The organism is Brachybacterium hainanense, assembly GCF_042434575.1.
Taxonomy (GTDB): domain Bacteria; phylum Actinomycetota; class Actinomycetes; order Actinomycetales; family Dermabacteraceae; genus Brachybacterium; species Brachybacterium hainanense.
This window is the reverse complement of sequence record NZ_JBHLSV010000015.1, coordinates 1-19,443: the sequence shown is the minus strand read 5'-3', so window position 1 is coordinate 19,443 and position 19,443 is coordinate 1. Positions and strand designations below refer to the sequence as shown.

Sequence of the window (19,443 nt, the reverse complement as noted above, 5' to 3'; positions counted from 1 at the left end):
TCCCCGGCGTGCCCGCTACGCTGACGCCGTACGCAGAACCCCGAAGCATCCGCCGGATGTGGACAATACAGGGAGAACCCCATGGCGAAGAAGACTTTTGTCGAGCTGGTCGACGATCTCGACGGCACGACGGCGACCGGGACCGTGAGCTTCGGCCTGGACGGTGTCGAGTACGAGATCGATCTCTCGGACGAGAATGCGGAGAAGCTGCGTTCGGCGCTCGGCGAATGGACCGCGAAGGCTCGCCGCACCGGCGGCCGCCGTGCTCGCGGCACCGGGACCTCCGCCCCGTCGGGCGATGCCAGCAGGATCCGTGAGTGGGCGCGTGGGCAGGGCATCGAGGTGTCCGACCGCGGCCGGATCTCGGCGGGGATCCGCGAGGCCTACCTCGCCGCGCACTGAGCTCGGCCACCTGACCAAGGGCGCCGCCTCCCCGGGGAGGCGGCGCCCTTCGATGCTCCTGCCCGGGTCGCGCATCACGCCCGCGGCCCCCGCGGCGCGGACGGGATCGAGGGTCTCGCGGCCGGGGTGCCGCAGGTCACGTCCCTCTCGATTCGCATCCGGGGCGGAAGTGGGGCTAGTATTCATCACGGCCCTTCCGCCGCGAAGGGTTTCGGGCTGTGGCGCAGCTTGGTAGCGCACTTGACTGGGGGTCAAGGGGTCGCAGGTTCAAATCCTGTCAGCCCGACGGGTGCCCTGGTGAGAGATGGTTTCTCACCAGGGCTTCGTCGTTTCCGGGATCGACGCGGCCGCGGCGGCGACCGCAGGCGCCGGGAGGAGGCCTTGCCCGGGCCGGGAGGCGGTTCTCGCCGCGACCGGGCACCTGTCCACGCAGAGGCTGCGGCGTCCCCGTCGCGACGGCTGCGCGACCGAGGCGGGGCGCATGGAGCCCTCGGCGCACGAACGCTCGGAGGCGCCCTGCGGACGATCGATAGGGTGGCGGCATGGCGCAGAGCACACCGGAGGGGCGCGGCCCCGGGGAGCACAGCTCCCCGCACGGGGAGACCGACTACTCGCCGGCATCCCTGCTGCGGGCGCTGACCTCGAACCCGCTGGACGTCGAGCAGCTGCGCGGGAGCGACATCCCGCACGACGAGGCGGCTCCGCCCGACTCGCGGCCGATGCGCGCCGGCACCCTGCTCCTGGCCATCGCGCTGGGTCTCCTGGTCGCGGTCGCGGCGACGCAGCTGCGCGCCGCGGAGGCGGCACAGGACGGACCGCGCAGTGCGCTGGTCGAGAGGGTCCAGGAGCGGCGCGACCGGATCGGAGAGCTCGAGGGGCGGCAGGAGCGGACAGAGCAGGAGATCAGCAGTCGGCAGGAGCAGCTGCTGGAGCCCGGGGATGCCGTGGGTGCGAAGCGGCTGGCCGATGCCGAGCTCGTCGCCGGGACGACCGCCCTCGCCGGACCGGGCGTCGAGATCGTCCTCGAGGACTCGGCGCCGCTGCCCGCGGAGCCCGGCTCCGAGGAGGTCGTGGTCAACCGCGTCCAGGACCGGGACATCCAGATCGTCGTGAACGGCCTGTGGGAAGCCGGCGCGGAGGCGATCTCCGTGAACGGCCAGCGGGTGACGTCCACGACCGCGATCCGGACCGCGGGGGACGCCGTCCTGGTCGATTTCCGTCCCCTGTCGCCTCCCTATACGATCACCGCGATCGGGGACCCGGCCTCGCTGCGGGCCTCCTACACCGGGTCCGAGGCGGATCTGCTCGTGCTCGAGCTGGGCGAGCGCTACGGCATCGGATCGAGCTGGACCGCTCGCGAGGAGGTCGGCGTCCCCTCCCGCGCCCGCACCGGCCTCGAGGAGGCCCGTCCCCTGGACGCGCCCACCCCTCTCACGAACGGAGACGACGGATGATCGCGATCATCGGCCTCGCCCTCGGCATCGTGCTCGGGCTCGTGCTGCAGCCCGATGTGCCGGTGTGGATGCAGCCGTACCTGCCCATCGCCGTGGTCGCGGCCCTCGACTCCCTCGCCGGCGGTCTGCGAGCCGCGCTGCAGGCCGCTTTCGACTCGCACATCTTCATCACGTCCTTCCTGTTCAACGTGCTGATCGCCTCCTGCATCGTGTTCCTCGGCGATCAGCTCGGGGTCGGGGCCCAGCTCTCGACCGCGGTCGTGGTCGTGCTCGGGATCCGGATCTTCTCCAACGCTGCGGCGATCCGGCGCAGCCTCTTCCGGTCATGAGCGAGGGGCCGCGCGTCGCCGGCTCGCGCGAGGAGCAGCAGCGCGCGTGGCGACGGCTGCGCAACAGCCTGCGCCCGCGCGCCCGCGCCAGCCAGCTCATCGTCGGCGCGCTGTGCCTGCTGCTGGGGCTGTCGATCGCCGCCCAGGTCCGGCAGAGCGACGACTCCCTGGACGGGCTCAGCCAGGGCGAGCTGGTGCGCCTGCTGGACGAGTCGGATCGGCACGTCGAGGCGCTCGAGGCGGAGAACGACGAGCTCGACACGACGCTCGAGGCGCTGCGCGCGGGGGCGGAGGACGAGGCGGCCGCGCAGGAGGCGGCGGAGGAGCGGATGAGCACCCTCGAGATCCTCGCCGGGACCGTGCCGGCCCAGGGCAGGGGAGCGGTGCTCACCCTCGAGGATCCCGCCGGCACGCTCCGTCCCTCGACGATGCTGGGCGTCGTCCAGGAGCTGCGCAACGCCGGTGCCGAGGTCATCCAGGTCGATGACGTGCGGCTCACCGCCGGGAGCTGGGTGGGGACCGATGCCGAAGGCCGTCTGGTCGTCGACGGGCGGCGTCTCACCGCCCCGTACGAGATCCGCGCGATCGGCGATCCCTCCGTGATGGGACCGGCTCTGCTGATCCCCGGCGGCGCCGCCGACTCCGTCGAGGGCGACGGCGCCGCGCTGGAGATCCGCGACGCGGAGCGGGTGGAGATCGACGCGATCGCCGACCCGCGCAGCCCCGAGGCGGCTCGCCCGGTCAAGTGATCGTCAAATCCTGCTCTCGCGCGGGCCGACCGACTGCATGCACATGGTTCGACGTGGGATGATGGTCGCACAGGCGTGCGACCCGGGGTCCGGGGCGATGCCCCCATCTGCACCACGGAAGGATGCGATCACCATGAGCGACAGCCAGCACAGCGATCGTCTCGATCAGACGTCGAAGCTCACCGCCATCTCCTTCCCCGATGCCGTCGAGGACGCCGAGTACGGACTCAGCCCCCAGGACCGCGCCGCGATCGAGGCCCTTCCGGAGGGCAGCGCCCTGCTCATCGTCCGCAAGGGTCCGAACCTGGGCGCCCGCTTCCTCCTGGACGCGGACAGCACCGTCGCGGGCCGCGACCCCCGCAGCGAGATCTTCCTGGACGACGTGACGGTCTCCCGCAGGCATGCGGCCTTCCTCCGTGCGGGCGACGGTTTCGTCGTCCGTGATCAGGGCTCGCTGAACGGCACGTATGTGAGCAAGGAGCGGGTCGAGGAGGCACGGCTCGTGGCGGGCCAGGAGGTCCAGATCGGGAAGTACCGCCTCACGTTCCACCCCTTCCACGGGAAGGCCTGAGCCGTGCCGGCCTCCGCGAACCGCCGGCCGGGCGTCGGGGGCGGAGCACGGCTGAGCATCGGACAGGTCCTCGCGCAGCTCCAGGAGGAGTTCCCCGAGCTGTCGCATTCGAAGCTCCACTACCTCGAGGCCGAAGGGCTCATCAGCCCCGAGCGCACCCCGAGCGGCTACCGCAAGTACTCCCGGGACGACGTGGACACCCTCCTGTTCGTCCTGCGTGCGCAGCGGGACCGCTTCTGGCCTCTCAAGGTGATCAAGGAGCATCTGCTCGAGCACGGAGCCGACGGCTCGGACGTCACCTCGATCGCCTCCCGGCCCGGCCCCTCGGCGCAGCTGCGTCCCGTCCGCCTGGACCGCCGCGGGCTCATGCTCGAGGCGCAGGTGGACGACGACTTCCTCGACGAGCTGGAGCAGTTCGGGATGATCGAGGCGGGTCTGCTCTTCTTCGGCGGCACCGAGCTGGAGATCGTGAAGGCCGCCCGTCGCCTCGCCGACGAGGGGCTGCATCCGCGGCACCTCGTGATGCTGCGCACCTCCGCGGAGCGCGAGGCGCACATGATCGACTCGGTGGCCCGGCCCCGCTCGCGTCCCGGGGACCCGGCCTCGCGGGGCGAGGTGGAGGATCTGGTCCGTGACCTCGGGGAATCGATGATCACCCTGCACAGCGCGCTGCTGCGCGCACGGCTGCGCCGCAGCTGAGGGGAAGCCGCTCCGGGAGGGCGGATGCCCGCGCTCCGAGACCGGTTCGTGACCTCGTCCCGGCGAGCCCTCCTCCGGACGTCGCCGGTCCGCGCTAATCTGGTCGTGCGCTCTCATCCTTCCCCGTCGAGAGCCGACACCTGGAGGCCATCGTGACCCACGAATCCCGTGAGGACCGCACCGTGCAGTCGACCGTGCCCGCGGAGCCCGCGCAGGGCGTGCTGTTCGACGACGTCGTCGACACCCCCGGAGAGCTCGGCTATCGCGGCCCGGCCGCCTGCAAGGCCGCGGGGATCACCTATCGCCAGCTGGACTACTGGGCGCGCACCGGCCTGGTCGAGCCCAGCGTCCGCGGCGCCTCCGGATCCGGGAGCCAGCGTCTGTACGGCTTCCGCGACGTGCTCGTCCTGAAGGTCGTCAAGCGCCTTCTGGACACCGGCGTCTCCCTCCAGCAGATCCGCATCGCCGTGGGCGCGCTGCGGGAGCGCGGCATCGACGACCTCGCCCAGATCACCCTCATGAGCGATGGCGCCTCGGTGTACGAGTGCACGAGCGCCCAGGACATGTTCGACCTGATCCAGGGCGGACAGGGAGTGTTCGGCATCGCCGTGGGCCGCGTGTGGCGCGAGGTCGAGACGGAGCTGTCCTGCCTGCCCAGCGTCGATCCCGCCGACGACCAGGCCGTGGCCCTGCACGACGAGCTCGCAGCGCGGCGGCGCTCCCGTCAGGCGGGCTGAGTCCGCACGGACCCTCGAACCGGACGAGGCGAGCACCTGGGGAAGGGTGCTCGCCTCGTCCTCATGATGAACGGGGACCGCGCGGGGCCGGACGCCGCGCGGCGAGGGTCAGCTGTGCTGACGGGAGTCGAGGACGACCTTCAGCAGCGCGTCGAAGTCCTCCGTCAGACGCTTGCCGCTCGCGCCCTGGTACTGGTGCAGCGGCACGGCGCCGCCCTGGGCCTGCTGCAGTCCGACGCGCTCCTCGATGACGGGTTCGAGGACTCGGTCCCCGAAGAGCTCGCGCAGCTCCGCGAGACGGTACTGGTGCTCGACCGAGCGGGGACGATAGCGGTTGACGACCAGCCCGAGGGGCTGGAGGCGGGGGGCGAGCTTCTCCTCGCGCATCTCGTAGGCGAGCTTGAGCGCCCGGTCCGCCGCGGTGACCGCGAAGAAGCCGGGCTCCGCCACGACGAGGGAGCGGTCGGAGGCGGCGAGCGCCATCTGGGTCAGGCCGTTGAGCGAGGGCGGGCAGTCGATGAGGACGAGGTCCCACTGGTGGGTGCGCTTGTCCAGCGCGTCGCGCAGCCGGCGGATGTCCTTCGGGCCCGGGGCCGGGGTGTCCACGAGGACGGACCGATGCCCGCCCGGGATGATGTCCAGGTGCGAGGAGGCCCCCTGCGACCACGGCGTCGGGATGATGGCCCGGTCCACGGTCTCGGTGCGAGGAGCGGAGAGCACGTCTGCGACATCCGTGCTCGTGGCCGGCTCGCCCAGCAGGCCCAGGGTCGTATCCCCCTGAGGGTCCAGATCGATCACCAGAGTGTTGACACCCTGGTGGAGGGCAGCCGAGGCGAGCCCAAGAGTCACGGACGTCTTGCCGACGCCGCCCTTCAGGGAACAGACACTCACAGTGAACACGGAGGCCAGTCTACCGATACGGGCCTGTACCCGCGCACGTTCCGGGCCCGGGCGCGTCCTCCGTCCGCGCTGGACTACCCTGGACCGGCCTGCCGTGCTCCGTCCGGGGCGCGGTCCCGAGCCGCGGAGGACCGATGCCGACCTATGACCTCGTGCTCGAGACCCTCGAGGGCTGCGGACCCTCTGCGCAGCGGGAGGCGGCCGCTCTCGGCGACGTGTCCATCATCTCTCCGACGGAACTGCGCCTGCGGACCACGGATCTCGCCGGATCCCGGGCCCTGCGCCGCGTCGTCGCCGTGCACGCGGCCGTGAGCATCCCGGCCCGGCGCCCCCGCGAGCTGCTGGAGACCTCGGTGATGCAGCGGGTGGGGGAGCTGCTCGGACGGATCCGTCGGACCGCGCCGCGCCCCGACTTCCACGGCGTCCGCCTCGCCGCGGCAGGGGCGGACACCCCCGACATGCGCCGCATCCTCGATCAGATCTCCGAGCTCGCCGCCCTCCCGGTCGACGAGGACGACGGCGACCTGCTGGTGCGGGTGCGCCGCAGCGCTGACCGCAGCGGCTGGGAGCTGCTCCTGCGCACGACCGCGCGGCCCCTCGCGACCCGGGCCTGGCGGACGGTGAACTATCCGGGCGCCGTGAACGCGACCATCGCCGCAGCCGTCCTGGACCTGCTGGAGATCGGACCCGAGGACGCGCTGCTCGACATGACCTGCGGCTCCGGAACCCTGCTCCTCGAGCAGCTCCACGCGGCGGCGCCGGCGCGGGCCGTCGGCGTGGACATCTCCGCCGTCGCGATCGATGCCGCGCGGCAGCACCAGCGCGCCGCGCGACGCCGCGGTCGGATCGACTGGATCGTCGGGGACGTGCTCTCCCAGCCGCTCGAGGGCGACTTCACCCGCATCGTCACGAACCCGCCCTGGGGCACGCTGCACGGCGAGCACAGCACGAACGAGCAGCTGCTCGAGGACCTGCTGCGACGAGCGCATCAGCTCGCCGCCCCCGGGGCCCGGCTGGGCGTGCTCACCCACGAGATCGCGCGCATGCACGCGGTGCTGGACCGCCAGGGGTCCTGGCAACCGCGCCGGGAGCACCGCTTCTTCCAGAAGGGGCACCACCCGCGGCTGTTCCTGCTCGAGCACCGGGCAGGCTGAGCAGGTCCTGGTCACACGCCGCGGTTCGCCTCCCGCAGGACGAGCAGCGCCGCGGATTCCCCGTCGAGGCGCACGCGGGCGACGCGGTCGCGCCCGTAGGCCCACAGCAGCAGCTCGGTGACGCTGCCGTGCACCCGCACCGGGCTCTCGGCCGCGGCCGAGCGCGCGGGAACGCGCAGACCGCCGATCGGGCTCACGAGGGTCAGGTCCACGCTCGCCCGGATCAGCAGCCGTGCGCCGAGGGACAGCTGCGTCCACACGGTCCGCTCATCGGCGGTCGCGAGCTCGCGCGGGGCCCAGCCGGGCCGGGCCCGGCGCAGATCCTCGTGGTGGACCAGGTACTCGATCGTGTTCATGACCGGATCGGCCAGCCGCAGAGGGGAGAAGCGGCCGTGGCCGGCGCGGAACAGGGCGACCTTCTGGGACCAGGTCATCTCCTCGAGCGCGGCGAGGGAGGCGCGCCCCCGCAGACGGAGAGGGGCCAGCGGGGACCGTGCGGCCGCGGCGGCGGGCAGGACCAGCTCCCGGTGGATCAGATGGTCCAGCAGCTCCGTGCCGGTCCAGCCGTCCAGGATCGTGGGAGCATCGGGGCCGAAGCTCAGCAGCGAGTCCGCGAGCGCCTCGCGCTCCCGCCGGACGAAGGGCATGCGGGCGGCGGGGGCGGAGGCGGCGGAGTCCATGGGGACATCCTAGAGAGGCGCCCTGGACGCCGCCCCGATCAGCCCTCCGCGGAGAAGGCGGCGTCGAAGGACAGCTCCGAGGCCGGGTAGTCGAAGCGCCGCAGCACCTCGATCGCCTCGGCGGCGCCGTGCAGGCGGTCCATCCCGGCGTCCTCCCACTCGATCGAGAGGGGGCCCTCGTAGCCGATCGAGCGCAGCGCCCGGAACGCGGCGTCCCAGGGCACGTCGCCGCGGCCGAAGGAGACGAAGTCCCAGCCGCGGCGCGGATCGCCCCAGGGCAGGTGCGAGCCGAGCCGCGTGTTGCGCCCCGTGATCCGCACGCGGATGTCCTTGCAGTCCACGTGGTAGATGCGATCGGCGAAGTCCGTGATGAAGGAGACCGGATCGATCTCCTGCCACATGAAATGCGAGGGGTCCCAGTTCAGACCGAAGGACTCGCGATGTCCGATCGCCTCGAGCGTCCGCTGTGTGGTCCAGTAGTCGTAGGCGATCTCCGAGGGATGCACCTCGTGGGCGAAGCGGACCCCGCAGTCCTCGAACACGTCCAGGATCGGGTTCCAGCGGTCCGCGAAGTCCTGATATCCCGCGTCGATCACGGACTCGGGGACCGGCGGGAACATCGCCACGTACTTCCAGATGCTCGAGCCGGTGAAGCCGATGACGGTGTCGACGCCGAGCTTCTGTGCGAGCCGCGCGGTGTTCTTCATGTCCTCCGCGGCGCGTCGGCGCACCTCTTCGCCCTCGCCGTCGCCCCAGACGCGGGCCGGGATGATGGCCTGATGCCGGAAGTCGATCGGGTCGTCGCAGATCGCCTGGCCGGTCATGTGGTTGGAGATCGCCCAGACTCCGAGGCCGTGCTTCTCGAGGATCCCGCGGCGCTCGGCGACGTAGGCGTCGTCGTCCCAGCGGCTCGCATCCAGATGCACGTCGTTCACGCCGATCTCGAGGCCGTCGTAGCCCCAGCCGGCGGCGAGCTCGGCGATCTCCTCGAGGGAGAGGTCGGCCCACTGGCCGGTGTACAGGGTATGGGGGTGGGACATTGCTGCGGACTCCTTCGTGAGCAGATGCGTGTGGGGGCGGACGGGGAGGGGCGGATGCGGGACGGCGCCGGGCTCCCCTCAGGAGGCCCGGCGCCGAGGATCCCGCAGGATCAGAGGGTGGCAGCCGCCGGGTCGAAGTCGGCGGGCAGCGGGGCGGGGATCGTCGCGGTCGAGACGACCTCGACGACACCGCCGCTCGCCACGGCCTCGCCCACGGACGCCATGACGTCCAGGACGTGGGCGGCGAGCTCGCCGGTCAGGCGGTGCGGGACGCCGGCACGGATCGCACGACCCATCTCGAGCAGGCCCAGGCCGCGGCCGAACACGGGGCCGGTGGCCTCCTGCTCGGTCCAGGCCGGCTCCTCGGTGCTCTCGCGCAGCGCGACCGAGCTCGGACCGTCGAACACGTTCGGGTCCGGGAGGGCGATCGTGCCCTTCGAGCCCTGGATCTCGAGCACGTGCGGGTAGTTCGTGCCGGCGTCGAAGGACAGCAGCACGGTGGCGTTGGACCCGTTCTCGAACTGCAGCAGCGCGGAGACCTGGGTGGGGACCTCGACGTCGAAGACCGTGCCGCCCTTGGGACCGGAGCCGATGGTGCGCTGCGGCGTCGACTGGGAGCCGACCGCGGTGACGCGGGCGACCGGGCCGTGGGCCAGCACGAGGCTCGTGAAGTAGTACGGGCCGATGTCGAACAGCGGGCCCGCGCCCACCTGGAACAGGAACTCGGGGCTGGGGTGCCAGGACTCCGGGCCGGGGGTGCGGAAGAGCGCCAGCCCTGCGCGCGGCTCGCCGATCTCCCCGGCGGCCACGGCGCGCAGGCCGGACTGGATGCCGGCGCCGAGCACGGTGTCCGGCGCCCCGCCGACGCGCAGGCCCTTCTCCGCCGCGTAGGCCAGCAGCTCCTGCGCGGTCTCGCGCTCCGTGGTGAGGGGCTTCTCGCTCCACACGTGCTTGCCCGCGTCGAGGATCTGCTTGGAGACCTCGAAGTGGGCGGCCGGGATCGTCAGGTTGACGACGATCTCGATCTCCGGATTCTCCAGCACGACGTCGACCCCGCCGTGCGCGGGAACGCCGAACTCCTCGGCGCGGGCCGCCGCGGCCTCGGGCACGATGTCGCCGATGGCGAGCAGGCGCACGTCCGGGAAGGACGACAGGTGCTCGAGGTACTGGGCGCTGATGACACCCGCTCCGATGATCCCGACGCCGATGGGGCCGGTGGTGGTGGTCTGATTCATCGTCCTTCTCATTCTCCGTTCGACTGAAGTCGTCCCAGTGCTTCCCGCGACTGCCGGATTCCGTCCAGCACGTCGCCGGTGTAGTCATCGAACTCGATGACCCCGTACTCGAGCCACGGCGCGGCCTCGAGGATCGCGGGCACGTCCATCTCACCCTGCCCGATGGGGGTCTGCAGGGCCGTCTCGCGATTCAGCGGTCCGTCCTTGAGATGGGCGAGCTGGACCCGCTGGCCCAGCGCACGCAGCAGCCGGGCCGGGTCCTGGCCGCCGACGGCGACCCAGAAGGTGTCGACCTCGAGGACGATCCGCGGGTCGAGGGCCGCGGCGAGGACCTCGAGCCCCGTGCGGCCCTCGAGGTCGGTCTGCACCTCGAACTCGTGGTTGTGGTAGCCGATCCGGACGCCGGCGGACTGCGCAGCATCGGCGAGGGAGTTCAGCAGGTCCGCGGTGCGCTCGACACCCTCGACGCTCGTCCACTGCTCCCGGTCCCGGTACGGATCGATCACGGTGCCGACCCCGAGCTCGGCCGCGACGCCGAACAGGCGGGCCGGGTCCTCCGCGTCGATCACGGAGGCGTGCGTGGACGGAGCGGTGAGACCGAGCTCCGGCAGGAGCGGGCGGAGACGCTCCGCCCAGTCGAGCAGCCCGAAGGGCTCGACGTGCTCGAAGCCCTGCTCCCGCAGGGCCGTGAGGGTCGCGCGGGGGTCCGCCGCGAGGGCTTCTCTCACGCTGTACAGCTGGACCGAGGTGCGCACGGGATCTCCTGGGGACGGCGGCGTCGGAGGTGCCCAGCGGGACACCATGTCAGGGTGACAACCCTATGCCAGATCAGGTGGCGGCGGTCACCGCCGTCCGGCCGCGGGGAGGGTCCGCATCCCGGAGAGGCCTCCGGCGCCGGATGTCCGGGCGGGACCGGGAGGTCCTGCGCGGCGGTGCTCAGGCCGGCTGCGGACCGTCCTTCCCGGGATCCTCGGGCCCGTCCGGGCCGGAGGGGGAGTCCGGGCCGGAGGGGTCGGCGGAGGCGTCGGGGCCGGACGGAGCATCCCCGCCGCTCTCGGAGTCGAGGCCGGCGAGGTACTTCTCGACCTCGGCGGCGATGTCGTCCCCGGTGGGGACGTGGCTGCGGCCGTCGGTGATCATCCGGTCGTACTGCTGCTCGAAGCCGCGGACCAGCTCCTGGAGCTGGGGCGAGGCGCCGACCTGCGCGGCGATCGACTCCCGGATCGGTGCGGCCTGCGTCTCGAGCGCGCCGGTCGGCAGGTCCGGTCCCTGCTCCTCGCGGACGGCCTTCAGCAGCTCGATCGCGGCATCGGGGTAGAGGACGTCGCTCAGGTACTGCGGCACATGGACGACGAGGCCCACGACGGCGTGGCCGGCCTCGGCCAGGCGGAGCGTGAGCATCGCCGTGAACGGCGCGCGCAGGCGGAAGACGCCCGGCATGGGGCGGCGCACGGAGATGACGTCCGGGTCGCCGGCGAAGCGGGTCACGGGCAGCTCCCGGGTGTGGGGGACCGGGGCGGGGAAGCTCTGCAGCATGAGCGTCCGCTCGATGCCCAGCTGCTCGACCATGATCTTCAGGGCGGAGGCGACCCGCTCCCACTGGAACGACGGCTCCGGCCCGGTGAGGAGGAAGAACGTCTCCCCGTCGGGGCTCGTCACCTCGTGCAGGAGGATCTGCGGGGTCTCGTAGTCCTGGAAGTGGTCGAGCTCGAGGGTCACCTCGGGTCGACGGCCCGCGTAGTCGTAGATCTGGTCCATGTCCAGGCGTCCGACCACGCGGCTGGGCAGCGTGTTGAGCAGGTGGTCGTCGATCGTCGCCTGCGCGGCCGCCGCGTCGCTGAAGGCGCCGAGGGTCACGAGCAGGACGCGCGCGTTCAGCGAGCGCGAGTCCACATGGCGTTCGTAGCTGAACAGCGTCGTCGGGTCCATGGCTCCTCCTGGGGTCGGGCCGCCCGCTGAGGGCCGACGGCACGGTGGTGACATTTGCGGGAACGCCGTGCTCGACGACGCTATTCCCCGCTCCGAGCCGCCGCGGGGCTGTGGTTCCTGCCACATCTGTGCCAGGGTGGCAGCATGGACGAGACGACGGGAAGAGGTCGGAGCGAGAACCGGGACGGCGGCGCCGACAGCGGCGGGCACGAGGGCGACGTCGGCGCGCTGACACCGGACGGCGAGGGCAGGACGCTTCCGGCGGACCTGGCGGCGCTGAGCGATGAGGAGGCGATCCCGGCCGGTGCCCTGCGCGAGCTCCTGGACGCCTATGGCGCGGGGGAGTGGCGCATCGACGAGGACGGGCTGTGCGCCCGGTACGCCACGGGCGACTTCCGGGCCGGCCTCGCGCTGGTCGACCGCATCGGCGAGATCGCCGAGGCCGCCGCTCATCATCCCGATGTGCTCCTGACCTATCCGACGGTCGAGGTGAGGACGGTGAGCCATGACGTCCGCGCCGTGACCCGGCGCGATGTGCGCCTGGCCGCCGGGATCAGCGCGGCCGCCGCGGAGGGCGGGGTGGGGCCCGATGGGGGTGATCCTCGGCGCGGAGCCCCGGACGGCGGGGACGAGGTCTGAGGGGCGGGTCCGCGGCGGGTGTCGCGAGGGCCGGGACGTGGGCGCGACCGGCACCTCACCACAGCAGCTGAAGGCTGTCCCACGCGAGACGCAGGATCAGCGCACCGAGGACCACGAGGAAGACGATCCGGACGAATCCCGATCCGAAGCGGATCGCGAGCCGCGCCCCCGCATATCCGCCCACCACGTTCGCGAGGGCCATCAGCGCGCCGAGCGCCCACCACACGTGCCCCTGCAGACCGAAGACGAGCAGCGCTCCGAGGTTGGTCGTGAGGTTCGCGAGCTTCGCATGCACGCTCGCCTCGAGGAACCCGTATCCCAGCACCGCCACCATGAGGATGATGAAGAAGCTGCCGGTTCCCGGGCCCAGCACGCCGTCGTAGATCCCCACGCCCAGCCCGATCGCGCCGGTCCGCAGCGTGTGGGCGCGACCGCTCCAGCGCGGTGCGTGCTCGAGGCCCATCACCGGGCGGCGCAGCGTGTGGACGCCCACGACGACCAGCGCGACCAGGACGATCGGCGCCATGCCCGCGCGCGGGATGAGCCCGGCGAGACCCGCGCCGATCGCGCTGCCGGCGGCCGCCGTGAGCACGAGCGGGAGCACGGTGGCGAGCACCGGCCGCACGCGCCGTACGAAGGTGAGCGCGGAGATCGAGGTCCCGGCGGCGCTCGCGACCTTGTTCGTCCCCAGCACGGCGCCCGTGGCCGTGTCCGCGGGCATGCCCGTCAGCAGCGCGGGGAGCTGCACCAGCCCGCCGCCGCCGACGACCGCGTCCACCCAGCCTGCCACGAGGGCGGCGGTGCACAGGAACAGCAGGAGCCAGGGGGAGAGGTCGCCGAGCAGCGCGAGATCATGCACGGTCGATCAGCCTAGGGCAGCCGCCCCGTCCACGACGCCCGGCGGACAGATCCTGTCCGCCGGGCCGGGTAGCGTCCAGGCATGGTCGATCCCGCCCTGATCCGCGCCCGCCTCCTCGCGCAGGGGCTCGCCGTCCCCGCGGTCCGCGATCCCGTCGATCTCGCCGCGTCCTTCCTCGCGATGCAGGGCCAGGACCTGCCCGGGGTGATCGCCTCGCTCGCCCTGCGCCTGGCGGGGGACGATCCGCTCGGCCGCATCGCGAACGCCGTCGGGACCGGGCGGCTGGTGCGCGCCTACCCCCTGCGCGGCACGGTCTTCCTCATGGCGGCGGAGGACGTCCGCTGGGTCACCCAGCTGTGCGCCGCCGCACCGCTGCGGATCTCGGCGCGCCTGTGCGCCGAGCGCGGCATCACCCCGGAGCTGACGGCGCGGGGCCGGGGCCTCGCCCTCGAGGCGGCCGATGCCCCCCGGGGGATCGGCCGCGCCGAGCTCATCGCGCTCTGGGGAGACGCCGGCGTCCCGGTCGCCGGCGGCGGCGCCTACCACCTGCTCACCTCCCTGGTCATGCGCGGCGACCTGGTGCTGTCGCACGAGCCGACGGGGGAGGAGCGCGTCCTCCTCCTGCGACGGCTCGCCGCGGAGGAGCACGGGCTGGAGGCCCGGTTCGACGGGGACGAGGAGGCCGCCGTCGCGGAGCTGCTCCTGCGTCATCTCGCCAGCCGCGGCCCGGCGACGGTCCGCGACGCGAGCTGGTTCAGCAAGCTCCCGCTGCGCCGACTGCGCGCGGCGCTGCCCCGCATCCGCGATCAGCTCGAGGAGGCGGGCCTCGACGCCCGGGGCGAGATGCGCTACAGCCGGCCGGGGATCGCCTCTCGGCTCGCCGCGGACCCCGGCCCGGCAGATGACGCGTTCCTCCTGCCCGGATTCGACGAGCTCGTCCTGGGCTACCCCGATCGTCTGGACCTCATCGACGCGGAGCATCACGGGCGGCTGGTCCCCGGCAACAACGGGGTCTTCCAGCCCGCCGTCGTGCGACGCGGCCGTGTCATCGGCCTCTGGAAGCGGGAGGGGAGACCCGGGGCGCGACGGCTCGCCACGACGGAGCTCGCCCCCTGGCCCGCCGTCGCGCACCGTCGGGTCCGCGCGCGGTATTCCGCTTTCCCGTTCCTGCGGGCGTGAGGAAGGATGGAGCCATGACGAGCACCTCCACCTCCATCGCCCCTTCCGCCGAGCCCACAGGAGCCGGCCCCGCCTTCGCCCCGCTCGCCCTCGAGGACGCCGCCGAGCTCGCGGCGCTGCTCACCCATCTCGAGCACGTCGACGGGATCGAGGAGACGGTCGACGAGACCGATGCCCGCGAGATGCTCACGAGCCCCGGCTTCGACCCGGCGACGGACGGGATCGGCGTGCGCCTCGACGGGGAGCTGATCGGGTATGCGTCGGTGATGCTGGGGACCAGCCCGGACGAGGAGGGCTTCATCCGGGCCTCCCTCGGCGGCGGCGTGCACGCCGCGCACCGGCGTGCCGGCCTCGGGTCCCGCCTGCTGGCCTTCGCCGAGCGGCGCGCCGCCGAGCTCATGGCGCAGCGGCACCCCGGCCGTCCCTACCATCTGCGGGCGAGCGGCGGCGTGTCGACCTCGACCGTCCGGCCTCTGCTCGAGCGAGAGGGCTACGGGCAGGTCCGCACCTGGCTCGACCTCGCCCGTGAGCTGCCGGGCGAGGAGCTCGCAGCTCCGGAGATCGACGGCGTGCACATCGGCCCGGCCCGCGACGAGGACTCCGCGGACGTGCACGCCGCGCACCTGGCGGCCTTCCAGGACCATTGGGGCTACGCCCCGATCGACGAGGCCCGCTGGGCGTCCTTCTGGAACTCGGCGAAGACTCGCCGCGACCTCGCCTCGGTCGCGCGCGATGCGTCGACCGGCGAGGTCCTGGCCTACGTCCTCACCTCTGTCTACGAGGCCGGCAGCCTCTACATCGGACTGGTCGGCACCGTGCGCTCCGCCCGCGGGCGCGGGATCGCCCGGGCTGCCCTCGCGAGCACGATCGCGCGGGCGGCCCAGGACGGGACCCTGCACGAGGCGACCCTGGAGGTCGACGCAGACAGCCCCACCGGCGCCACCCGGCTGTACGAGAAGGTCGGCTTCCGCACCGTCCGCGAGCGCGTCACCTACGCCAAGGACATGCCTGCCGCCGCGCCGGCCCGGCGATGACGCCGGTCACGTCCGGGCGGAGCGTCCGCGACCTCGACGTCGCGGACCTCCCGCGGTGCACCTGGGCGGGATCCTCTCTGCACCTCGAGGACGTGGCCCGCCAGCTCGAGCGCGCCCGGCGCGGCGAGGTCATCTACCTGCTGGTGCTCGAGGACGATCTCCCCGTCGCCATCGGCGGGGCCGACCCGCGCCAGCGCCCTGGTGAAGCACATCTGTGGCAGCTCGCGACCGATCCCTCGCGTCAGGGCGAGGGGTTCGGCTCGTATCTCATCGCCGCGCTGGAGGGCGCGGCGGGGGAGCGGGGCATAGCCCGCGCCGTGCTGGGCGTCGAGGACGACAATCCGCGGGCGCTCGCGCTGTACGAGCGCCTCGGCTACGTCCGCACTGGCGAGATCGTCCCGGAGGAGTGGGACGAGCGGGGACCCGACGGCCGGACGTACCGCCACCACGCCCAGGTGATCCTGCTGGTCAAGGACCTGGGAGCGGGGGAGACGCCTGCCTGACCCCGACCGGGTCGCCCGGCGGCGCGGGCACGGCGGGTCCGGCTCGGACGATACCGTGGGGCCATGGCGATCATCCACCAGGCGCAGCTCACTCCGTCCAAGGCCGAGATGCTGGAGGTGTTCCTGCGCTCCCGGCCCTGGGGCGAGGGCGGCGAGATCGAGATCCTGGGCGCGTACCGCTTCGACGATCCGGCGGGCGAGGTGGGGGTCGAATGCCATCTGGCACGCGTGGGGGAGAACCTCTACCACCTGCCGCTCACCTACCGGGACGCCCCGCTCGAGGGGGCGGAGGACGCGCTGGTGGGGACGATGGAGCACTCCGTGCTCGGCACCCGGTACGTGTACGACGGCCTGGCGGACGAGGTCGCGCTGGACTGCTTCGCCCGCGCCCTGTGTGCGGAGCAGTCGCAGGCGGAGCTCGCGATCGTGGACGAGGGCGGTGCGGAGATCGCCCGACGACCGCAGAGCGTGAGGCTGGATCTCGTGATCGACGAGGGCGCGACGGCGCCAGAGTTCACGCGGCTGCTGGACGGCGAGCCGTTCACCATCGCTCGCACGGTCGAGGGCCTGGACGGCACGGTGCGGCTCGTGGCGAGTTGGCCCGGGGGTCGCGGCGTCATCGCCGCCTATGATCCCGCGATCGGCTGATCATCGGCGCCCGCCGCGGAACGGACGGGAGCGGGCACCGCGCAGGAAGATGCCGCCCTCGCCCACCTGACTTTACATAACGTACATTATCGGCGGAACGACTCTCGATGCTCCTGCGGCGGCAAGCGCCCCCAGGTGCGTCCTCGCCCGTACAGTAGCGCTACGAGGATCTACGGCGCGGTGACGGTCCGCCGCTGCCTCAGCCGTCCATCCGTCGACGCGCGCGCGGGTACCGCTCGCGGGCGCCGGACTCCGGAGGGCACGATGACGATGCTGATGGGCGACGAGATCGCCGCCGCGAACCTGACCGACTGGCGCAAGCTCGCCCAGGGACTCCATGCGCGATATCGCATCGCCGACTTCGCCTCCGGCGCACGATTCCTCGTGAGCATCGGCGAGGCCGGAGACGCCGCGGGCCACCACCCGAAGGCCACGATCGGCGCGGGACACGTCGATCTCGAGCTCGTCAGCCGGGACGCGATCTATGACGACGGCACGACGGCGCACACCGTCGAATGGGTGACGCAGAAGGATATCGACCTCGCCCGGCGGATCACCGAGATCGCCGCCGAGCACGGGCTGAGGGCCGATCCCGCAGCCGTCGCCATGCTCGAGCTCGGCCTCGATGCCGCCGATCCGGCGATGATCGCGCCGGTCTGGGCGGCCCTGCTGACCGGGGATCCGGACTCTCAGGGCCGTGGCACCCCCGGAGACGAGATCCGCGACGCCGGGAGCCGCGTGCCCCACCTCTGGTTCGGGGATCCTCCCCGCGACGGGAGCTCCGAGCAGCGCTTCCACCTCGAGGTCTACGTCGCCCCAGAGGCGGCCGAGTCCCGGATCGCCGCCGCCGTCGCCGCGGGAGGAACGGTTCTCGACGCGAGCGGCGCCCCGTCGCTCACGGTGATCGCCGACCAGGAGGGCAACCAGGGCGTGCTGTGCGTCGATGCCTCCGCCGCCTCGTCGGTCTGAGGCATCGCCGGGCTGGGACGCCGGTCCCCCGCGACCCGGCGTCGTCACACCGCCCGCGGCTGCTGCTGGGTCGCGCCCTGCACGGGGCGATGCTCGCGGCGTCCAGGGAGCTCGGCGGGCCCGGGCATCGGAATGCTCACCATGAGGTCGACGGCCTCGCGCCTGGTGGTGCTGAGTCCGCTGGTCCCGTAGCCGATGACCAGCAGGGTCAGCCCGGTGAGATCGGCATCAGCGGTCCGCGAGATGGATCAGGCCTGCGGGTGTCGCGCGGAATCCGCAGGCATCGAGGTAGAACGGCGCCAGATCCTCCGAGAAGTCCACGAAGAGCCACTCGCAGCCCGCGGCGCGCGCCTCGGCGACAGCGAGCGAGACGACGGCGGTCCCCAGACCGCCGCGCTGCCGTGCGGGCCGCGTCTTGGTATCGATGAGGAACGCATGGTCCCCGCCGTCCCAGGCGACGTTCACGAACCCGACGAGCTCGCCGTCATCGGCGCGAGCGGCGACCCAGCCCAGCGCATGAGGCCGCACCCGGTCCCACCAGCCCGGTTCGGCGCGACCGCCGTGCGCCTGCGTGAGCTCGACGATCTCGGCGTCGTCGATCTGTCCGCGCCACTCCAGACGGACGCCCTCGACGCTCATGACCGCAGCCGCTGCCGGGTCGCCTCGTAGAGCACGATGCTGGCCGCGTTCGCCGCGTTCAGAGAGCTCGCGGAACCGGTCATCGGGATGCTCACCATGAGGTCGACGGCTTCGCGCCAGGTGGTGCTGAGGCCGCTGGTCTCGTTGCCGATGACCAGCAAGGTGGGTCCGGTGAGGTCGGCGTCGAAGACCTCGGCCTGCCCGTTCTCGTCGGTGCCGAGGATCTGGATGGGGTCGCCGTCCTCGCGGCGGGCACGCACCCAGGCCAGCACGTCCCTCGGCGAGGACACACGCACCGTGGGCGTGGCGAACAGCGACCCGGTGCTCGCCCGCACGGCGGCGCTGTCGTAGGGATCGGCCGCGTGGCCCGTCACGATCACGCCGGCGGCGCCGAAGGCATCGGCCGAGCGGATGATCGAGCCGAGGTTCCCGGGGCTCGACGGCCGGTCGAAGGCGACGCCCAGGAAGTCCCGGCCGACCCGGATGCGCGAGAGGTCGTCGCGCGGCATCTGCATCTCGACGATGAGCTCGGGGACGTCCTCGGTCTTCTCCCCCAGCTCCGCCATGAGCTCGGCCGAGAGCGCGTAACGGGGTGCGCCGGCGTCCTCGAGCACCTGGCGGGCCCAGGACGAGAGCTCGCGCTCGGCGTCGTAGAGGACCGCCTCGGCGTACCAGCCGTGCTCGAGGGCGATCGTGATGGGACGCACGCCCTGGACCAGGAAGCCTCCCAGGCGCTGGCGCTTCGTGCGGTTGGCGAGCATCGCCTGCCACTGCTGGAAGCGGGCGTTCCTCGTGGTGACGGGGCGGGGTGCGGGCGACATGGGACCAGCGTAGTGCCTGGTCAGTCCGAGAAGGCGTGCCAGCAGATCGCATCGCGCCGGGTCTGGTCCTCCAGCACCAGCGCCCGGATCGCCGCGGGCAGCCGTTCCCGCTGCCAGTCGCGCTCGGCGCGACCGGCCGCCGGATCCTCGCCGTGCGCGGCGCGGACGGCCCGGATCGCATAGGCGGCGGCGCCCAGGTCGTGCTCGGCGACGTGTCCCACGCAGGCGGCCTGTCCCGCGGCGTAGGCCGCGAAGCGGGCCGGCCCGCGCAGG

24 protein-coding genes and 1 tRNA gene are annotated in these 19,443 nt (G+C 72.6%); 15 read left to right on the top strand and 10 right to left on the bottom strand.

The genetic code is table 11. The features are described from left to right. Positions 1–81 precede the first annotated feature (81 nt). The 8 genes from ACFFF6_RS12535 (at position 82) to ACFFF6_RS12500 (ending at position 4,941) form a co-directional block, all read left to right on the top strand. Positions 82–402, top strand: coding sequence for a histone-like nucleoid-structuring protein Lsr2 (locus ACFFF6_RS12535; RefSeq protein ID WP_376981201.1), 321 nt, complete (start codon positions 82–84; stop codon positions 400–402). Positions 403–614: 212 nt separating this feature from the next. Further along, a tRNA-Pro gene (locus tag ACFFF6_RS12530) sits at positions 615–688 on the top strand. 256 nt (positions 689–944) lie between these two features. Next, positions 945–1,856 carry a DUF881 domain-containing protein gene (locus ACFFF6_RS12525; RefSeq protein WP_376981199.1) on the top strand — a complete coding sequence of 304 codons (912 nt, stop codon included), beginning with the start codon at positions 945–947 and terminating at the stop codon, positions 1,854–1,856. Further along, the gene (locus ACFFF6_RS12520; protein ID WP_376981197.1) at positions 1,853–2,185 is read left to right on the top strand and encodes a small basic family protein; all 333 of its coding nucleotides are present in this window, start codon (positions 1,853–1,855) and stop codon (positions 2,183–2,185) included. The genes ACFFF6_RS12525 and ACFFF6_RS12520 overlap by 4 nt, the downstream gene beginning before the upstream one ends. Then, positions 2,182–2,934, top strand: a complete 753-nt coding sequence (locus ACFFF6_RS12515) for a DUF881 domain-containing protein (protein ID WP_376981195.1) — start codon at positions 2,182–2,184, stop codon at positions 2,932–2,934. The genes ACFFF6_RS12520 and ACFFF6_RS12515 overlap by 4 nt, the downstream gene beginning before the upstream one ends. A 133-nt stretch (positions 2,935–3,067) precedes the next feature. After that, positions 3,068–3,505: an FHA domain-containing protein gene (locus ACFFF6_RS12510; protein ID WP_376981193.1), complete on the top strand. Its 438-nt coding sequence runs from the start codon at positions 3,068–3,070 to the stop codon at positions 3,503–3,505. 3 nt (positions 3,506–3,508) lie between these two features. Continuing rightward, positions 3,509–4,204: a transcriptional regulator FtsR gene (gene ftsR / locus ACFFF6_RS12505; protein ID WP_376981191.1), complete on the top strand. Its 696-nt coding sequence runs from the start codon at positions 3,509–3,511 to the stop codon at positions 4,202–4,204. Positions 4,205–4,356: 152 nt separating this feature from the next. Then, complete coding sequence (locus ACFFF6_RS12500) at positions 4,357–4,941, top strand: MerR family transcriptional regulator (protein ID WP_376981189.1); 585 nt, start codon at positions 4,357–4,359, stop codon at positions 4,939–4,941. Positions 4,942–5,049: 108 nt separating this feature from the next. On the opposite strand, the gene ACFFF6_RS12495 is transcribed toward ACFFF6_RS12500, so the two are convergent. Further along, positions 5,050–5,841, bottom strand: a complete 792-nt coding sequence (locus tag ACFFF6_RS12495; protein ID WP_376981187.1) for a ParA family protein — start codon at positions 5,839–5,841, stop codon at positions 5,050–5,052. A gap of 134 nt (positions 5,842–5,975) precedes the next feature. Between ACFFF6_RS12495 and ACFFF6_RS12490 the strand changes: the two genes are divergently transcribed. Continuing rightward, complete coding sequence (locus tag ACFFF6_RS12490; protein ID WP_376981186.1) at positions 5,976–6,995, top strand: methyltransferase; 1,020 nt, start codon at positions 5,976–5,978, stop codon at positions 6,993–6,995. 11 nt (positions 6,996–7,006) lie between these two features. Here the strand turns inward: ACFFF6_RS12490 and ACFFF6_RS12485 are convergent, their stop codons facing one another. The 5 genes from ACFFF6_RS12485 to ACFFF6_RS12465 all read right to left on the bottom strand — a co-directional run bounded on the left by ACFFF6_RS12485 (position 7,007) and on the right by ACFFF6_RS12465 (position 11,879). After that, positions 7,007–7,675 (bottom strand): TIGR03085 family metal-binding protein, encoded by a 669-nt coding sequence (locus ACFFF6_RS12485; RefSeq protein WP_376981184.1) that lies wholly within the window; start codon positions 7,673–7,675, stop codon positions 7,007–7,009. Positions 7,676–7,713: 38 nt separating this feature from the next. Next, complete coding sequence (locus tag ACFFF6_RS12480) at positions 7,714–8,715, bottom strand: sugar phosphate isomerase/epimerase family protein (protein WP_376981182.1); 1,002 nt, start codon at positions 8,713–8,715, stop codon at positions 7,714–7,716. Positions 8,716–8,825: 110 nt separating this feature from the next. Then, complete coding sequence (locus tag ACFFF6_RS12475; RefSeq protein WP_376981180.1) at positions 8,826–9,950, bottom strand: Gfo/Idh/MocA family protein; 1,125 nt, start codon at positions 9,948–9,950, stop codon at positions 8,826–8,828. 8 nt (positions 9,951–9,958) lie between these two features. Continuing rightward, a complete protein-coding gene (locus ACFFF6_RS12470; protein ID WP_376981178.1) occupies positions 9,959–10,705 on the bottom strand; it encodes a sugar phosphate isomerase/epimerase family protein in 747 nt (248 codons plus the stop codon). Between the two features lie 181 nt (positions 10,706–10,886). Continuing rightward, positions 10,887–11,879 carry a PAC2 family protein gene (locus tag ACFFF6_RS12465; RefSeq protein WP_376981176.1) on the bottom strand — a complete coding sequence of 331 codons (993 nt, stop codon included), beginning with the start codon at positions 11,877–11,879 and terminating at the stop codon, positions 10,887–10,889. Positions 11,880–12,023: 144 nt separating this feature from the next. Between ACFFF6_RS12465 and ACFFF6_RS12460 the strand changes: the two genes are divergently transcribed. Then, positions 12,024–12,518, top strand: a complete 495-nt coding sequence (locus ACFFF6_RS12460) for a 4a-hydroxytetrahydrobiopterin dehydratase (protein WP_376981174.1) — start codon at positions 12,024–12,026, stop codon at positions 12,516–12,518. Between the two features lie 55 nt (positions 12,519–12,573). On the opposite strand, the gene ACFFF6_RS12455 is transcribed toward ACFFF6_RS12460, so the two are convergent. Next, positions 12,574–13,377 carry a sulfite exporter TauE/SafE family protein gene (locus ACFFF6_RS12455; protein ID WP_376981172.1) on the bottom strand — a complete coding sequence of 268 codons (804 nt, stop codon included), beginning with the start codon at positions 13,375–13,377 and terminating at the stop codon, positions 12,574–12,576. A gap of 81 nt (positions 13,378–13,458) precedes the next feature. On the opposite strand from ACFFF6_RS12455, the gene ACFFF6_RS12450 reads away from it, so the two are divergent. The 5 genes from ACFFF6_RS12450 (at position 13,459) to ACFFF6_RS12430 (ending at position 17,710) form a co-directional block, all read left to right on the top strand. Then, positions 13,459–14,556 carry a winged helix DNA-binding domain-containing protein gene (locus ACFFF6_RS12450; RefSeq protein WP_376981170.1) on the top strand — a complete coding sequence of 366 codons (1,098 nt, stop codon included), beginning with the start codon at positions 13,459–13,461 and terminating at the stop codon, positions 14,554–14,556. 14 nt (positions 14,557–14,570) lie between these two features. Further along, entirely contained in the window at positions 14,571–15,590 is a 1,020-nt protein-coding gene (locus ACFFF6_RS12445) for a GNAT family N-acetyltransferase (RefSeq protein ID WP_376981168.1), read from the top strand. Next, the gene (locus ACFFF6_RS12440) at positions 15,587–16,093 is read left to right on the top strand and encodes a GNAT family N-acetyltransferase (protein ID WP_376981166.1); all 507 of its coding nucleotides are present in this window, start codon (positions 15,587–15,589) and stop codon (positions 16,091–16,093) included. The genes ACFFF6_RS12445 and ACFFF6_RS12440 overlap by 4 nt, the downstream gene beginning before the upstream one ends. A 63-nt stretch (positions 16,094–16,156) precedes the next feature. Further along, positions 16,157–16,741 (top strand): CG0192-related protein, encoded by a 585-nt coding sequence (locus ACFFF6_RS12435; RefSeq protein ID WP_376981164.1) that lies wholly within the window; start codon positions 16,157–16,159, stop codon positions 16,739–16,741. 264 nt (positions 16,742–17,005) lie between these two features. After that, positions 17,006–17,710 (top strand): VOC family protein, encoded by a 705-nt coding sequence (locus ACFFF6_RS12430; protein ID WP_376981163.1) that lies wholly within the window; start codon positions 17,006–17,008, stop codon positions 17,708–17,710. Between the two features lie 228 nt (positions 17,711–17,938). On the opposite strand, the gene ACFFF6_RS12425 is transcribed toward ACFFF6_RS12430, so the two are convergent. The 3 genes from ACFFF6_RS12425 to ACFFF6_RS12415 all read right to left on the bottom strand — a co-directional run. After that, complete coding sequence (locus ACFFF6_RS12425) at positions 17,939–18,349, bottom strand: GNAT family N-acetyltransferase (protein ID WP_376981161.1); 411 nt, start codon at positions 18,347–18,349, stop codon at positions 17,939–17,941. Beyond that, entirely contained in the window at positions 18,346–19,170 is an 825-nt protein-coding gene (locus ACFFF6_RS12420; protein ID WP_376981159.1) for a TrmH family RNA methyltransferase, read from the bottom strand. Before ACFFF6_RS12420 ends, ACFFF6_RS12425 begins: the two co-directional genes overlap by 4 nt. Before the next feature lie 20 nt (positions 19,171–19,190). After that, positions 19,191–19,443, bottom strand: a 253-nt coding sequence (locus ACFFF6_RS12415; protein WP_376981157.1) for a putative immunity protein, incomplete at its 5' end; no start/stop codon positions are given.

Excerpts from the sequence above, each read along its gene's own strand:
- ACFFF6_RS12525 (WP_376981199.1), top strand. The coding sequence starts at position 945 with ATGGCGCAGAGCACACCGGAGGGGCGCGGCCCCGGGGAGCACAGCTCC.
- ACFFF6_RS12515 (WP_376981195.1), top strand. The coding sequence starts at position 2,182 with ATGAGCGAGGGGCCGCGCGTCGCCGGCTCGCGCGAGGAGCAGCAGCGC.
- ACFFF6_RS12425 (WP_376981161.1), bottom strand. The coding sequence starts at position 18,349 with ATGAGCGTCGAGGGCGTCCGTCTGGAGTGGCGCGGACAGATCGACGAC.
- ACFFF6_RS12535 (WP_376981201.1), top strand. The coding sequence starts at position 82 with ATGGCGAAGAAGACTTTTGTCGAGCTGGTCGACGATCTCGACGGCACG.
- ACFFF6_RS12490 (WP_376981186.1), top strand. The coding sequence starts at position 5,976 with ATGCCGACCTATGACCTCGTGCTCGAGACCCTCGAGGGCTGCGGACCC.
- ACFFF6_RS12480 (WP_376981182.1), bottom strand. The coding sequence starts at position 8,715 with ATGTCCCACCCCCATACCCTGTACACCGGCCAGTGGGCCGACCTCTCC.
- ACFFF6_RS12475 (WP_376981180.1), bottom strand. The coding sequence starts at position 9,950 with ATGAATCAGACCACCACCACCGGCCCCATCGGCGTCGGGATCATCGGA.
- ACFFF6_RS12520 (WP_376981197.1), top strand. The coding sequence starts at position 1,853 with ATGATCGCGATCATCGGCCTCGCCCTCGGCATCGTGCTCGGGCTCGTG.
- ACFFF6_RS12460 (WP_376981174.1), top strand. The coding sequence starts at position 12,024 with ATGGACGAGACGACGGGAAGAGGTCGGAGCGAGAACCGGGACGGCGGC.
- ACFFF6_RS12440 (WP_376981166.1), top strand. The coding sequence starts at position 15,587 with ATGACGCCGGTCACGTCCGGGCGGAGCGTCCGCGACCTCGACGTCGCG.
- ACFFF6_RS12420 (WP_376981159.1), bottom strand. The coding sequence starts at position 19,170 with ATGTCGCCCGCACCCCGCCCCGTCACCACGAGGAACGCCCGCTTCCAG.
- ACFFF6_RS12465 (WP_376981176.1), bottom strand. The coding sequence starts at position 11,879 with ATGGACCCGACGACGCTGTTCAGCTACGAACGCCATGTGGACTCGCGC.
- ACFFF6_RS12485 (WP_376981184.1), bottom strand. The coding sequence starts at position 7,675 with ATGGACTCCGCCGCCTCCGCCCCCGCCGCCCGCATGCCCTTCGTCCGG.
- ACFFF6_RS12510 (WP_376981193.1), top strand. The coding sequence starts at position 3,068 with ATGAGCGACAGCCAGCACAGCGATCGTCTCGATCAGACGTCGAAGCTC.
- ACFFF6_RS12435 (WP_376981164.1), top strand. The coding sequence starts at position 16,157 with ATGGCGATCATCCACCAGGCGCAGCTCACTCCGTCCAAGGCCGAGATG.
- ACFFF6_RS12430 (WP_376981163.1), top strand. The coding sequence starts at position 17,006 with ATGACGATGCTGATGGGCGACGAGATCGCCGCCGCGAACCTGACCGAC.
- ACFFF6_RS12445 (WP_376981168.1), top strand. The coding sequence starts at position 14,571 with ATGACGAGCACCTCCACCTCCATCGCCCCTTCCGCCGAGCCCACAGGA.
- ACFFF6_RS12450 (WP_376981170.1), top strand. The coding sequence starts at position 13,459 with ATGGTCGATCCCGCCCTGATCCGCGCCCGCCTCCTCGCGCAGGGGCTC.